We start from the raw sequence: 12641 nt of genomic DNA on the forward strand, positions 1-12641 counted from the left end.
ACTCACTGTTTCTTTTGTTATGACCTTCAGACTTCTTATTTCAGTACTTTCGTTAAGTTTTGCATCGTTTTCTGCATTGAGTTTTCAACTGCCTGTGTCGATGTTATCAATGAACAGCGACCTGGCGATCTCTCCAGCGAAGGCCGCGCTGGTTCATCAGGGATCTGGCCCGCTTCGCTCGCGTTTGCTGGATCAATACCAGAAATGGAAAGGCACTCACTACCAGTGGGGGGGCACTACACGTCACGGTGTGGACTGCTCCGCGCTGATGCAGCATTTGTTCAGCGATGCGGCACATCTTGATTTGCCGCGCACGACGAGCGAACAGATCCACCGCGGTGTACAGGTGGCGCAATACCGCCTGAAGGCCGGAGATCTGGTGTTCTTCCAGACTGGCCCGAACCGTAAACATGTGGGCGTCTATATTGGCGACAGCCAGTTTATTCACGCGTCGAGCAGCCAGGGGGTAACGGTTTCAACCCTGACCGATAACTACTGGCAAGAGCGTTATATTACTGCTCGCCGGGTGGCAGGCAGTGCAGCCTGACGGAACTCATTGATGAATATACGACAATCACTTTTGTACGCGGCTGCGGTGCGAACAATGACAGCATTATCGCCTGCTCAGCCGGTGAACGGCCTGATAATTTTTCTGCTAATCTTAACGAAACGCGATAATTCACATTAATAAAAATTCCCGGGGTGACTTCTTTTAGTCAAAAACCTTCGGGATTTTTATATTGGTTGAGCATTCATTTACTTTTCTGGTTTTTCACGTAAACGGATTGAAATGTAAGCGTATTTGCCGTGAGCATATTCACAAAAAAATCAAAACATAGCGATTTGACCTATCCTGGTGTTGCTAAATGATTTTTTATCCTTCCTCTCATGTTAACCTCATTACACTTCAAGCATGTCTTAATTCTTTCCTAAGAAAAGGACGCTACTTTGCCTTAGTTGATGGTTTGTTGACATAAATGAAGCGGCGACTAAATTCTATTTGGTATTTATTTAATAACCATCTTGCAAGATCCCATTGAGCTGCCCATGACGACAGCGCAGTAAAAGATGATGCTTTTAATACAGCAAGGAAATGAATAATGAGTGATTTTCTGCCTTTTTCGCGACCGTCGATGGGCGCTGAGGAAATTGCGGCGCTTCAGGACGTTTTGATGTCAGGCTGGATCACCACTGGGCCGAAAAATCAGGAGCTTGAAGAGGCATTCTGTCAACTTACGGGAAATCATCATGCGATTGCCGTCAGCTCTGCAACCGCGGGGATGCATGTCACGCTGATGGCGATGGGCATTGGCCCTGGCGATGAAGTGATCACGCCATCCCTGACCTGGGTGTCGACGCTGAATATGATCGTTCTGCTGGGCGCAACGCCAGTGATGATCGATGTAGACAGAGATACGCTGATGGTCACTCCGGAAGCCGTCGAAGCTGCCATCACACCGCGTACCAAAGCGATTATACCTGTTCATTATGCAGGGGCTCCGTGTGATATCGACGCCATCCGTGCTATCGGTGAACGTCATGGTATTCCCGTCATTGAAGATGCAGCGCATGCAGCGGGAACGTACTACAAAGACCACCATGTGGGCTGGCAAGGCACCGCGATTTTCTCTTTCCACGCCATTAAAAATATGACCTGCGCCGAAGGCGGGTTAGTGGTGACGGATGATGCGCAACTGGCGCAGCGGATCCGCAGCCTGAAATTCCACGGACTGGGTGTGGATGCCTATGACCGCCAGACGCACGGTCGTGCGCCGCAGGCAGAGGTTATCTCCCCTGGCTTCAAATACAACCTGGCGGACATTAACGCTGCTCTGGCACTGGTGCAGTTAGGCAAACTGAAGAATGCCAACAAACGTCGTCAGGAAATTGCCGAACGCTACCTGCTGGAACTTGCAGATACGCCGTTCCAGCCACTGAGTATCCCGGCCTGGCCACATGTACACGCCTGGCATCTTTTTATCATTCGTGTTGATGAAGCCCGGTGTGGGATCTCACGCGATAACCTGATGGCTGCGCTGAAAGAGAAAGGCATTGGTACTGGCCTGCATTTCCGCGCCGCCCACACGCAAAAATACTACCGCGAGCGTTTTCCGGATGTATCGCTCCCGAACTCTGAATGGAATAGCGCGCGTATTTGTTCTCTCCCTCTTTTCCCGGATATGACTCATGACGACACCACCCGTGTCATTACCGCACTCCATCAGCTCGCAGGAAATTGATATGTTCAGTACACCGCCGGTACAAAAAGTTTCCGTGGTGATCCCGGTTTATAACGAGCAGGAGAGCCTGCCCGAACTGATCCGCCGCACGACGGCCGCCTGTGACACGATGGGCAAAGCTTACGAAATTCTGCTGGTGGATGACGGCAGTAGCGACAATTCCGCGCTGATGCTGACCGAAGCCGCACAGGTTGAAGGTAGCCACATTGTGGCCGTACTGCTTAACCGTAACTACGGCCAGCACTCGGCGATTATGGCCGGGTTCAGCCACGTGACGGGCGATCTGATCATCACCCTGGATGCCGATCTGCAAAACCCACCGGAAGAGATCCCGCGCCTGGTCGCCAAAGCCGATGAAGGCTATGACGTGGTGGGCACGGTGCGGCAAAACCGTCAGGACAGCCTGTTCCGCAAGCTGGCTTCTCGCACTATCAACCGTCTGATCCAGCGCACCACCGGTAAAGCGATGGGGGATTACGGCTGCATGCTGCGTGCCTATCGTCGCCACATTGTGGATGCCATGCTGCACTGCCACGAACGCAGTACGTTTATCCCTATTCTGGCGAATACCTTTGCCCGTAAAGCGACGGAAATCCCGGTGCTGCATGCCGAGCGTGAGCATGGGGAGTCAAAGTACAGCTTTATGCGTCTCATCAACCTGATGTATGACCTGATCACCTGCCTGACCACGACGCCGCTGCGTCTGCTGAGCGTTTTCGGCAGCATCATCGCAGTGGCCGGGTTTGCGATTTCCGTTCTGTTGGTTGCACTGCGACTGATCTTTGGCCCACAGTGGGCGGCGGAAGGGGTCTTTATGCTGTTTGCCGTTCTGTTCATGTTCATCGGTGCCCAGTTTGTTGGTATGGGCTTACTCGGTGAATACATCGGCCGTATCTATAACGATGTTCGCGCACGTCCGCGCTACTTTATTCAACGTGTTGTCCGTCAGGAACACAAAGCGTCTCAAGAGGAAATTCACCCATGAAAGCTGTTGTATTTGCCTATCACGATATGGGGTGCACGGGCACACTGGCCCTGCTGGAAGCGGGCTATGATATTGCTGCAATCTTTACCCATCCGGACGTTGCGGGAGAAAACAATTTCTTCGGTTCCGTGGCACGCATTGCTGCAGAGCGCGGCATTCCGGTTTACGCCCCGGACGATGTGAACCACCCGCTGTGGGTTGACCGCATTCAGAAGCTTTCTCCTGATGTGATCTTCTCTTTCTACTACCGCAATCTGATCTGCGACGACATCTTAAACGTGGCTGCCAAAGGTGCGTTTAACCTCCACGGCTCTCTGCTGCCAGCTTACCGTGGCCGCGCACCACTGAACTGGGTGCTGGTTAACGGTGAAACCGAAACCGGTGTAACCCTGCACCGCATGGTGCATCGTGCCGATGCGGGCGCTATCGTGGCGCAGCATAAAGTGGCTATCGATGCCGATGAAACGGCGCTGCAACTTCATCACAAACTCTGCGCGACGGCGCAAACCTTGCTGCGCGATGCGCTGCCAGCCATTCAGAATGGCTCTTTCAGCGAAACCGCCCAGGATGAGAGCAAAGCAAGCTGCTTTGGCCGCCGTAAGCCAGAAGATGGTCGTCTGGACTGGAACAAACCTGCTCGCCAGCTGCACAACCTGGTGCGTGCCGTTACCGATCCGTGGCCAGGCGCATACAGCTTTGCCGGGGTTAGCAAGTTTATCGTCTGGAAATCCCGCGTGCGTGACGACATTCCAGCGGCAAAACCGGGTACGGTTGTCTCTGTTTCTCCACTGGTTGTGAGCTGTGGCGAACAGGCGCTGGAGATCGTTACCGGACAAACCGACAACGGCCTGTACGTTCAGGGCACACAGCTGGCGCAGTCTCTGGGTCTGGTCACCGGGGCACTGATCACCAGCGCACCGGTTGTTGCCATCAAACGCCGCACACGCGTGCTGATCCTCGGTGTGAACGGCTTTATCGGTAACCACCTGACTGAGCGTCTGCTGAAGGACGATAACTACGAAATCTATGGCCTGGATATCGGCTCTGATGCCATCAGCCGCTTCCTGGACAACCCGCGCTTCCACTTCGTTGAAGGGGATATCAGCATCCATTCCGAATGGATTGAATATCACATTAAAAAATGTGACGTGGTGCTGCCGCTGGTTGCCATTGCCACACCAATTGAATATACCCGTAACCCGCTGCGCGTGTTCGAGCTGGACTTCGAAGAGAACCTGAAGATTATCCGCGACTGCGTGAAATACGATAAGCGCATCATCTTCCCGTCCACCTCTGAAGTGTACGGCATGTGTACCGACAAAAACTTCGACGAAGACACCTCTAACCTGGTGGTCGGGCCGATCAACAAACAGCGCTGGATTTACTCCGTCTCCAAACAGCTGCTGGATCGCGTGATTTGGGCATATGGCGAGAAAGAAGGCCTGCGCTTTACTCTGTTCCGTCCGTTTAACTGGATGGGTCCACGTCTGGATAACCTGAACGCAGCGCGTATCGGCAGCTCCCGTGCGATCACCCAGCTGATCCTGAACCTGGTGGAAGGTTCCCCGATCAAGCTTATCGAAGGCGGCAAACAAAAACGCTGCTTTACCGATATCAGCGACGGTATTGAAGCGCTGTTCCGCATCATCGAAAACAAAGATGGTCGTTGCAACGGTGAAATCATCAACATCGGTAACCCGGATAACGAAGCGAGCATTCGTGAACTGGCTGAGATGCTGCTGGCAAGCTTTGAACGCCACCCACTGCGCGATAAATTCCCACCGTTTGCGGGCTTCCGTGAAGTGGAAAGCAGCAGCTACTACGGTAAAGGCTATCAGGATGTTGAGCACCGTAAGCCAAGCATTCGCAATGCGAAGCGCTGCCTGAACTGGGCACCGGGCGTTAAGATGGAACAAACCATTGATGAAACGCTCGACTTCTTCCTGCGCACTGTGGAGCTGTCGGAACAGACATCATGAAGAAGGTCGGTTTACGCATTGATGTCGACACCTTCAGGGGTACGCGTGACGGCGTACCCAAACTTCTGGAGTTGCTGAGCAAACACGATGTGCGGGCCAGTATTTTCTTCAGCGTAGGGCCTGACAACATGGGACGCCATTTATGGCGTCTGATTAAACCGGCATTCCTGTTCAAAATGCTGCGCTCGCGCGCAGCATCCCTGTACGGCTGGGATATTTTACTGGCCGGAACCGCATGGCCTGGCAGGCGTATTGGCGCGGGTAATGAAGACATTATTCGCGAAGCAGCGCAGCGTCATGAGGTGGGTTTACATGCCTGGGATCACCATGCCTGGCAAGCCTGGGCTGGTGTCTGGGACATTTCGCGCCTGACGCGTGAAGTCGAGCGCGGCGTGATGGAGCTGGAAGCCATTATCTGCCAGCCTGTGCGTTGTTCCGCCGTCGCGGGATGGCGTGCGGATCAGCGCGTGGTGAAAGCCAAAGAACCCTTCGCGTTTCGCTACAATAGCGATTGTCGCGGTACTGGCCCGTTTTTACCGCAGTTAGGGGAAAACAAGGTGGGTACTGTGCAAATCCCGGTCACGCTTCCCACCTGGGATGAAGTGGTTGGGCGCGAGGTGAGCGCCGAGGGGTTTAACCGCTATATTCTGGACTGCATTCATCGCGACAACGGTACGCCGGTCTATACGATCCACGCTGAAGTGGAAGGGATCGCGTATCAGCATGATTTCGATGCACTGTTGACGATGGCCGCTCAGGAGGGCATTCAGTTCTGCCCGTTGAGCGAAATGCTGCCAGACGATCTCAGCACGTTGCCTGGTGGCAAAATTGTGCGTAATGAAATGGCTGGCCGGGAAGGCTGGCTTGGCTATCAACAAACCGTGAGTCCGGTACCATGAAAGCAGCCCGTTATGGCTTAGCGCTTCTCGCACTGTTTATCGTTTACTACCTCATTCCGGTCGATATCCGCCTGTTATGGCAACCTGATGAAACACGTTATGCGGAAATCAGCCGCGAAATGTTGGCATCAGGAGACTGGGTTGTACCGCATTTTCTGGGTCTGCGTTATTTTGAAAAGCCTATTGCCGGCTACTGGATTAACAGTATCGGGCAACTGCTGTTTGGTCACACTAACTTTGCCGTGCGCGCGGGCGTCATATTCTCGACCGGGTTAACGGTATTGCTGGTGATCTGGATGGCCTGGTATCTCTGGCGGGATAAGCGCGTTGCGCTTTTCTCCGGTCTTATCTTCTTAACCCTGTTCCTGGTGTATGGCATCGGCACGTATGCGGTGCTGGATCCCATCATTACCTTGTGGCTGGTGGCGGCGATGTGCAGCTTCTGGCTGGCTTCGCAGGCAAAAACGGTTACCGGAAAAGCGGGCGGCTACGTGCTGCTGGGGCTTGCCTGCGGCATGGGGGTCATGACCAAAGGCTTCCTGGCGCTGGCGGTACCGGTGATTGGCGTGTTGCCGTGGGTGATTGCCCAGAAGCGCTGGAAAGAGGTGCTGATTTTTGGTGGGCTGGCGATCCTGAGCTGCGTGCTAATCGTCCTCCCCTGGGGGCTGGCGATTGCCCATCGTGAACCTGATTTCTGGCGTTACTTCTTCTGGGTTGAACATATTCAGCGTTTTGCCCAGAGCGATGCGCAGCACAAGGCTCCATTCTGGTATTACCTGCCATTCCTGATTGCAGGAAGCCTGCCGTGGCTGGCACTGCTGCCTGGCGCACTGCGTCTGGGCTGGAGTGAAAGACAGCTGAATGCAGGCGGTGGGCTTTATCTGCTCGGATGGGTGGTGATGCCGCTGCTGTTCTTCAGCATTGCCAAAGGCAAACTGCCAACCTATATCCTGCCGTGCTTTGCCCCGCTGGCGATCCTGATGGCGCGCTATGCCTGCATCGCGGCGGAAAAAGGGGCCAAAGCGTTACGCATTAACGGTGGCATCAACCTCGCGTTTGGCGTCATCGGCGTGCTGGCGGCGCTGGTGGTTTCTCCGTGGGGATTGTCGAAGCACCCGGTCTGGACGTCTGTCGAGCTGTATAAGGTCTTCTGTGCGGTGGTGGCTTTCCTCATCTGGGCTGTCGTGGGCTGGTTTACCCTCAGACAGAGCCAACAGCGCTGGTGGCTGGCGGCGCTGTGTCCTGCCGGTATTGCATTGCTGATTGGCTTTGCCATCCCTAACCTGGTGGTCGATTCAAAGCAGCCGCAGTCGCTGGTGGATACCGTGCGTGACCCGCTTCAGGACAGCACCTTCGTCCTGGCCAACAACGTCGGGGTGGCTTCCGGACTGGCGTGGGAGCTGAAGCGTAATGACATCATTCTGTTTGGTCAGAGTGGCGAACTGCGATACGGCCTGGACTTCCCGGATGTGAAAGATCGTTTTGTGGGTCGTGAGGATTTCGCACAATGGCTGGCGGAGCATCGTCAGAAGGGGAAAATCTCGCTGGTGATCCTGATGTCGAAAAATGACGACCTCAAGCGGGTTAACCTGCCAAAACCGGACAGTCTGTACATTCAGGGCCGTCTGGCCTACCTGCAGTATCTGCCACAGTGATGACCTGGTTCTGGCTGATACTGGCAAGCCTGTTAAGCTGCGCAGGACAACTTTGCCAGAAACAAGCAACCCGTCCGGCGAAAGCCGGGCGGCGTGGCCTGCATATCATGCTGTGGATTGGGCTGGCTCTGCTGGCGCTGGGCACGGGTATGCTGGTCTGGCTGGTGGTGTTGCAGCGTCTTCCTGTCGGGATTGCCTACCCCATGCTGAGCCTTAATTTTGTCTGGGTAACGCTGGCGGCGAAGGTATTCTGGCATGAAAAGGTGGCTATGAATCACTGGCTGGGCGTCGGGTTCATTATTGTCGGGATTGTTTTACTGGGAGGAAGCCTGTGAAAGGTGCGTTCTGGGCCTTATGCAGCGTGGTGTTAGTCAGTGCGGCGCAGCTTTTACTGCGTCATGCCATGCTGGCGCTGCCGCCTGTCAGTGATATTTTCGCGTTTATCTCTGCCCTCTGGCATTTCTCATCTGGTACGGGCGCGCTGATGCTGGGGCTGATGGGTTATGTGGCGTCGATGGGCTGCTGGTATCTGGCCCTGCATCGCATGGCGCTCAGCAAAGCGTATGCCCTGCTGAGCCTCAGCTATATTCTGGTGTGGGGAGCGGCAATCTTACTGCCCGGCAGGGAGGAACAATTCTCCTGGCAAGGTCTGATGGGCGTCGGATTTATTATTCTGGGTGTGCTGGTGATTTTTATGCCTCAGACATGCCGTGGTGAAAAATAGACCCGGCAGTAAGGGTATAAGGGGTCGCCGTGCAGACGGCAAGGCTCAACGAACCAAACTGTAACTGACTGACCGAATGTGCCTGAGAGGTGCTGTCGATACTGACAATCTGCCAGGCACTACCACCTCGCTGTTTCACAATCGCCTCTTTACGCGTCCAGATCCCCCAGAAAGCAGAGAGCTTAGCCTCCGGATCCTCGCGCTCCAGTTCTGCATGTTCCGCCACACTGAAGACGGCATTCGCCAGCGCCTGCCAGTTTTCACGCGGGCGTATCACTTCAATATCGCAGCCCACTTCACCTTCATCGCTCAGCAGCAACGCAATATCGTCACCACTATGGCTCAAATTAAACCAGAGCGGGTGTGCGTCCACGAAGGCCGGTTTCCCCTGCTCACCGTAGACGATTTCGGGTAGTGGGGAAGGGGATAATGTTCTGGCGAGCAGCGTCCTGCCCGCCAGCCAGGAGGCATTTCGCGCACCCTGAGGTGCCATGTCTGCGAGCGTTGACGCCAGCGGGTCCGCGCAAAGGGTGGAGATTTTTCCCAGTACAAACTGGTACATAGTTACGCCCAGCGTTTGATGATTATCGAGGTATTGATTCCGCCGAATGCGAAGTTATTGCTTTGCAGATACTCGCAATCAATCTGACGGGCTTCCCCCATAATATAATCTAAAGCGCCACATTGCTCATCTGGTTGTCTTAAATTGAGTGTCGGGATAAACCAGCCTTCACGCATCATCTGCAGGCTTAGCCAGGCTTCCATTGCCCCACAGGCCCCCAGCGTGTGGCCAAAATAGCTCTTCAGCGATGAGATAGGTACGTTGTCGCCGTAAATCGCGGCGGTGGCCAGACTCTCGGCGATGTCACCGCGATCGGTCGCGGTACCGTGGGCAGAAATGTACCCCATGTCCAGCGCGCTTAAACCGGCCATCGCCAGTGATTGCTCCATGCAAATCTGCATTGTTTCGCGCTGTGGCTGGGTGATATGGGCCGCATCGCAGTTAGTGGCGAAACCCACAATCTCGCCATAAATAGTGGCACCGCGCGCTTTGGCGTGCTCCAGCTCTTCCAGAACGAGGGTACTTGCGCCTTCGCCAATCACCAGACCATCGCGCTGAGTATCAAATGGTGACGGCGTGGTTTTAGGCGTATCGTTGCGCTGGCTGGTGGCAAACAGGGTATCGAAAACCGCCGCTTCAGAAGGGCAAAGTTCTTCCGCTCCGCCGGCGACCATGACGGTTTGATAACCATGACGAATCGCTTCCCAGGCGTAGCCAATCGCCTGACTGCCGGACGTACAGGCGCTTGATGTCGGGATAACACGACCACGCAGGCCAAAGAACAGGCCCGTATTCACGGCGGTGGTGTGTGGCATCATCTGCACGTAGGTGGTGCCGGTGATGTTATTGGTGTGCCTTTCGGTGAGCATGGTCGCAAACTCGCTGACCGGCCCGGTACTGCCAGTGGAAGAACCATAGGCGATACCGGTTTGGCCGTTAGTGAGCACGGCTTCGCCAATCAAGCCCGCTTGTTCCAGAGCTAACTCAGTGGCGCGGGTCGACATCAACGACACGCGACCCATGGCACGGATACGCTTGCGGGTATAGTGTTCCGGTAGGGTAAAATCATCAATCGGCGCGCCCAGTAGGGTGTGCAGGCCATCATAAATCTGCCACTCTGGCATGGTGCGTACCGCATTTTCATACGCCAGCAGTCTGCTGGAAACGGATTGCCAGTTTTCGCCAAAGGCAGTGACCCCACCCATCCCTGTAATCACCACGCGACGCGTCATAGCATTCCTCCGTTAATGGAAATGACCTGGCGGGTGACGTAGCCCGCAATATCTGACATCAGATAACTGGCCAGCCCTGCGACTTCCTCGGCCTGGCCCATACGTTTCATTGGGATGATGGACATCGCTTCTTTTAGTGCGGCTTCTTCCATCTCGATCATCCCGGTATTAATTAGCCCGGGCGCAATGCAGTTCACCGTGATTTTTCGTTTAGCCAGCTCAATTGCCAGTGCTTTGGTGGCTCCGATGATGCCCGCTTTTGCCGCGCTGTAGTTCACCTGGCCACGGTTGCCCATTACGCCGGACACCGACGATAAGGTGATAATACGCCCCCCCTGACGGGTGCCGATCATCGGCATAATGCAAGGGTGAATGACATTATAAAAACTGTCGAGGTTAGTGTGGATCACGCTATCCCAGTCGTCTTCGCTGAGCGCTGGAAACGCGCCGTCACGTGTGATCCCGGCGTTACTGACCACGCCATACCATGCCCCGTGGGTGTCGATGTTCTGCTCAATCACCTCACGACATTGCTCGCGGTTACCCACATCGAAGGAGAGTAAACGACCCTTGCCGCCAGCCAGGGTGATGGCATCCAGTGTCTCCTGCGCGCCTGTGGCGTCACGATGGTAATGCACACCTACGGTGAACCCGTCAGCGGCAAGCTGGCGGGCGATGGCACGACCAATGCCTTTGCTGGCCCCGGTGACCAGTACGGAACGACTCATGCGTTTAATCCCTGATTAAAAAGCGATGTTAATTCTTCTGCACTCGGCTGGAAAGTGTTTACGCGGCCGGTGGCCAGTACCTTATCACCGGCAGTAATGGCGCATTCGAAACTGCCGAAACGCTCGTCCTGCATCAGCAGTTTGACGGTGATCTCCAGCGTCGCCCCCGCAGTAAAATAACCGCTGGCGCACACCAGCTCGCGCGCACCGAGCACCATACCCAGAGCAATATGATCCTGTCCTTGCTGCTGACGATGCCAGCCAGACCAAACGCCAACGGTCTGCGCCATGAGTTCGAGCGCATACCAGCCCGGCAGGTCACCCTCCGCATTCAGAAACGGTGCCAGTACGCTTTGCCTGTTGACCGCTACGCGGCACACGGCGGTGTCGTCAGTGACACGTTCAACGGACTCCAGCAACAGCATCGGCGCATCGTGTGGCAGATAGGTAACAGGTGGTAAGTAGCTCATGACACTCTCCCCAGCAGGATGCTGGCGTTGTTACCGCCAAATGCGAATGAGTTAGACAAAATGACCGGTTTTTTCAGGGCGATGCTCCTGTGCAACACTCCGCACGGTGGCAGCGTGTCGTCCGGCGCATAGCGGGTGAAATCCTGTGGCGGTAACGGCAGATTGTGCGTCAGGATAAGCCAGCTCAGCGCTGCTTCTGTGATACCGGCAGCCCCCAGCGTGTGGCCGGTAAGATGTTTGGTGGAACTGCAGGGCACGTTTTCCCCAAAGAGATCGTGTACCACCTGCGATTCAATTTGGTCGTTGAGTGGCGTGGCGGTGCCATGCAGGTTGATATAGCCGATATCACCAGCGTGTAGGCCCGCTTCGTTCAGCGCCTGGGTAATGGCGTGAATGGCTCCCTGGCCTTGCGGGTGCGGGGCGGAAATATGGTAAGCATCGCTTGATTCCCCTGTCCCCAGCAGTGCCACTTCCGCAGGCTCTCGGGTCAGCACCATTAACGCTGCGGCTTCACCAATGGTGATACCCCGACGGTCACGGCCAAATGGCTCGCAGAGCGTAGGGGAAAGTGATTCGAGGCTGTTAAAACCGTTCACTGGCATTCGGCTAAGCGTGTCTGCGCCGCCAACAATGGCGATATCAACCAGTCCGGCGTCGATCAGGCGACGACCGCTGATGATCGCCCGGGCGCTGGAAGAGCAGGCTGTCGAGATGGTATATGCCGGGCCTTCCAGCTGCAGCCAGTTGGCCAGGAAGCGGGACGGATCGCCCAGCTCCTGTTGTGGATACTGCCATTGGCTGCTGGCTTCACCGTTGAGGCTGCGACGCACATGCACATCACCTTCATCCAGCCCGGAGGTACTGGTGCCAAGCACAACCGCCACGCGGTCACGGCCAACGCGGGTGATCGCCTCATCAACGGTGGACTGAATTTGCGCCAGTGCGGCCAGTAATAACTGGTTATTGCGGGTACGGTGTGCGGACAAGGCTTCCGGGATGGGCGGCAGTTCACCTTCCACGCCACCCAGGACGGCCTCGGGTTGATCCTGCAGCCAGCCCGTTCGGCAGTGCATACCCGGAGCGATGCCCGCCGTCAGGTTAGCGGCAATCTCATCCAGCGAGTTGCCCAGCGCGTTGACCATGCCAACAGCGGAAATGTAGATCATC

Annotated in this window: 13 protein-coding genes and 1 pseudogene; 9 read left to right on the top strand and 5 right to left on the bottom strand. The window is 55.4% G+C overall.

The features are described 5' to 3' along the window. Positions 1 to 19 precede the first annotated feature (19 nt). The 9 genes and pseudogenes from ACHHZ6_RS09990 to arnF all read left to right on the top strand — a co-directional run bounded on the left by ACHHZ6_RS09990 (position 20) and on the right by arnF (position 8482). Entirely contained in the window at positions 20 to 547 is a 528-nt protein-coding gene (locus ACHHZ6_RS09990; RefSeq protein ID WP_182919079.1) for an NlpC/P60 family protein, read from the top strand. Further along, positions 547 to 678: pseudogene (locus ACHHZ6_RS09995) on the top strand (phenolic acid decarboxylase); the annotation flags it as partial. The gene ACHHZ6_RS09990 and the pseudogene ACHHZ6_RS09995, both read left to right, overlap by 1 nt. Positions 679 to 1100: 422 nt before the next feature. Then, on the top strand, positions 1101 to 2240 hold the full coding sequence (arnB, locus tag ACHHZ6_RS10000; protein ID WP_182272974.1) for a UDP-4-amino-4-deoxy-L-arabinose aminotransferase: 1140 nt from the start codon (positions 1101 to 1103) through the stop codon (positions 2238 to 2240). Between the two features lies 1 nt (position 2241). Then, positions 2242 to 3225, top strand: a complete 984-nt coding sequence (gene arnC, locus ACHHZ6_RS10005; protein WP_182274588.1) for an undecaprenyl-phosphate 4-deoxy-4-formamido-L-arabinose transferase — start codon at positions 2242 to 2244, stop codon at positions 3223 to 3225. After that, a complete protein-coding gene (gene arnA, locus ACHHZ6_RS10010) occupies positions 3222 to 5204 on the top strand; it encodes a bifunctional UDP-4-amino-4-deoxy-L-arabinose formyltransferase/UDP-glucuronic acid oxidase ArnA (protein ID WP_182272973.1) in 1983 nt (660 codons plus the stop codon). Before arnC ends, arnA begins: the two co-directional genes overlap by 4 nt. After that, positions 5201 to 6103, top strand: coding sequence for a 4-deoxy-4-formamido-L-arabinose-phosphoundecaprenol deformylase (gene arnD, locus ACHHZ6_RS10015; RefSeq protein WP_182272972.1), 903 nt, complete (start codon positions 5201 to 5203; stop codon positions 6101 to 6103). Before arnA ends, arnD begins: the two co-directional genes overlap by 4 nt. Further along, entirely contained in the window at positions 6100 to 7758 is a 1659-nt protein-coding gene (gene arnT, locus ACHHZ6_RS10020) for a lipid IV(A) 4-amino-4-deoxy-L-arabinosyltransferase (protein WP_182272971.1), read from the top strand. Before arnD ends, arnT begins: the two co-directional genes overlap by 4 nt. After that, positions 7758 to 8093, top strand: a complete 336-nt coding sequence (gene arnE, locus ACHHZ6_RS10025; protein ID WP_182272970.1) for a 4-amino-4-deoxy-L-arabinose-phosphoundecaprenol flippase subunit ArnE — start codon at positions 7758 to 7760, stop codon at positions 8091 to 8093. The genes arnT and arnE overlap by 1 nt, the downstream gene beginning before the upstream one ends. After that, a complete protein-coding gene (arnF, locus tag ACHHZ6_RS10030; protein ID WP_182272969.1) occupies positions 8090 to 8482 on the top strand; it encodes a 4-amino-4-deoxy-L-arabinose-phosphoundecaprenol flippase subunit ArnF in 393 nt (130 codons plus the stop codon). The genes arnE and arnF overlap by 4 nt, the downstream gene beginning before the upstream one ends. Here arnF and acpT read toward each other — a convergent pair. The 5 genes from acpT to ACHHZ6_RS10055 are packed head-to-tail and all read right to left on the bottom strand — an operon-like array spanning position 8451 to position 12640. After that, a complete protein-coding gene (acpT, locus tag ACHHZ6_RS10035; RefSeq protein WP_182272968.1) occupies positions 8451 to 9044 on the bottom strand; it encodes a 4'-phosphopantetheinyl transferase AcpT in 594 nt (197 codons plus the stop codon). The two genes, arnF and acpT, sit on opposite strands and share 32 nt — an antisense overlap. 2 nt (positions 9045 to 9046) lie before the next feature. Next, positions 9047 to 10276: a beta-ketoacyl-ACP synthase gene (locus ACHHZ6_RS10040; RefSeq protein ID WP_395122174.1), complete on the bottom strand. Its 1230-nt coding sequence runs from the start codon at positions 10274 to 10276 to the stop codon at positions 9047 to 9049. After that, entirely contained in the window at positions 10273 to 11004 is a 732-nt protein-coding gene (locus ACHHZ6_RS10045) for a 3-ketoacyl-ACP reductase FabG2 (RefSeq protein WP_182272966.1), read from the bottom strand. Before ACHHZ6_RS10045 ends, ACHHZ6_RS10040 begins: the two co-directional genes overlap by 4 nt. After that, complete coding sequence (locus ACHHZ6_RS10050) at positions 11001 to 11474, bottom strand: 3-hydroxy-fatty acyl-ACP dehydratase (RefSeq protein ID WP_182272965.1); 474 nt, start codon at positions 11472 to 11474, stop codon at positions 11001 to 11003. The genes ACHHZ6_RS10045 and ACHHZ6_RS10050 overlap by 4 nt, the downstream gene beginning before the upstream one ends. Beyond that, positions 11471 to 12640 carry a beta-ketoacyl-[acyl-carrier-protein] synthase family protein gene (locus ACHHZ6_RS10055; protein WP_182272964.1) on the bottom strand — a complete coding sequence of 390 codons (1170 nt, stop codon included), beginning with the start codon at positions 12638 to 12640 and terminating at the stop codon, positions 11471 to 11473. The genes ACHHZ6_RS10050 and ACHHZ6_RS10055 overlap by 4 nt, the downstream gene beginning before the upstream one ends. Position 12641: the final 1 nt, after the last annotated feature.

This window comes from Enterobacter cloacae complex sp. 2024EL-00214 (genome assembly GCF_043945575.1).
Lineage (GTDB): Bacteria > Pseudomonadota > Gammaproteobacteria > Enterobacterales > Enterobacteriaceae > Enterobacter > Enterobacter cloacae_P.

Coding starts and splice junctions, on each gene's coding strand:
- arnT (WP_182272971.1), top strand. CDS start 6,100: ATGAAAGCAGCCCGTTATGGCTTAGCGCTTCTCGCACTGTTTATCGTT.
- ACHHZ6_RS10050 (WP_182272965.1), bottom strand. CDS start 11,474: ATGAGCTACTTACCACCTGTTACCTATCTGCCACACGATGCGCCGATG.
- arnD (WP_182272972.1), top strand. CDS start 5,201: ATGAAGAAGGTCGGTTTACGCATTGATGTCGACACCTTCAGGGGTACG.
- ACHHZ6_RS10055 (WP_182272964.1), bottom strand. CDS start 12,640: ATGATCTACATTTCCGCTGTTGGCATGGTCAACGCGCTGGGCAACTCG.
- arnC (WP_182274588.1), top strand. CDS start 2,242: ATGTTCAGTACACCGCCGGTACAAAAAGTTTCCGTGGTGATCCCGGTT.
- arnE (WP_182272970.1), top strand. CDS start 7,758: ATGACCTGGTTCTGGCTGATACTGGCAAGCCTGTTAAGCTGCGCAGGA.
- arnB (WP_182272974.1), top strand. CDS start 1,101: ATGAGTGATTTTCTGCCTTTTTCGCGACCGTCGATGGGCGCTGAGGAA.
- acpT (WP_182272968.1), bottom strand. CDS start 9,044: ATGTACCAGTTTGTACTGGGAAAAATCTCCACCCTTTGCGCGGACCCG.
- ACHHZ6_RS10040 (WP_395122174.1), bottom strand. CDS start 10,276: ATGACGCGTCGCGTGGTGATTACAGGGATGGGTGGGGTCACTGCCTTT.
- arnA (WP_182272973.1), top strand. CDS start 3,222: ATGAAAGCTGTTGTATTTGCCTATCACGATATGGGGTGCACGGGCACA.
- ACHHZ6_RS09990 (WP_182919079.1), top strand. CDS start 20: ATGACCTTCAGACTTCTTATTTCAGTACTTTCGTTAAGTTTTGCATCG.
- ACHHZ6_RS10045 (WP_182272966.1), bottom strand. CDS start 11,004: ATGAGTCGTTCCGTACTGGTCACCGGGGCCAGCAAAGGCATTGGTCGT.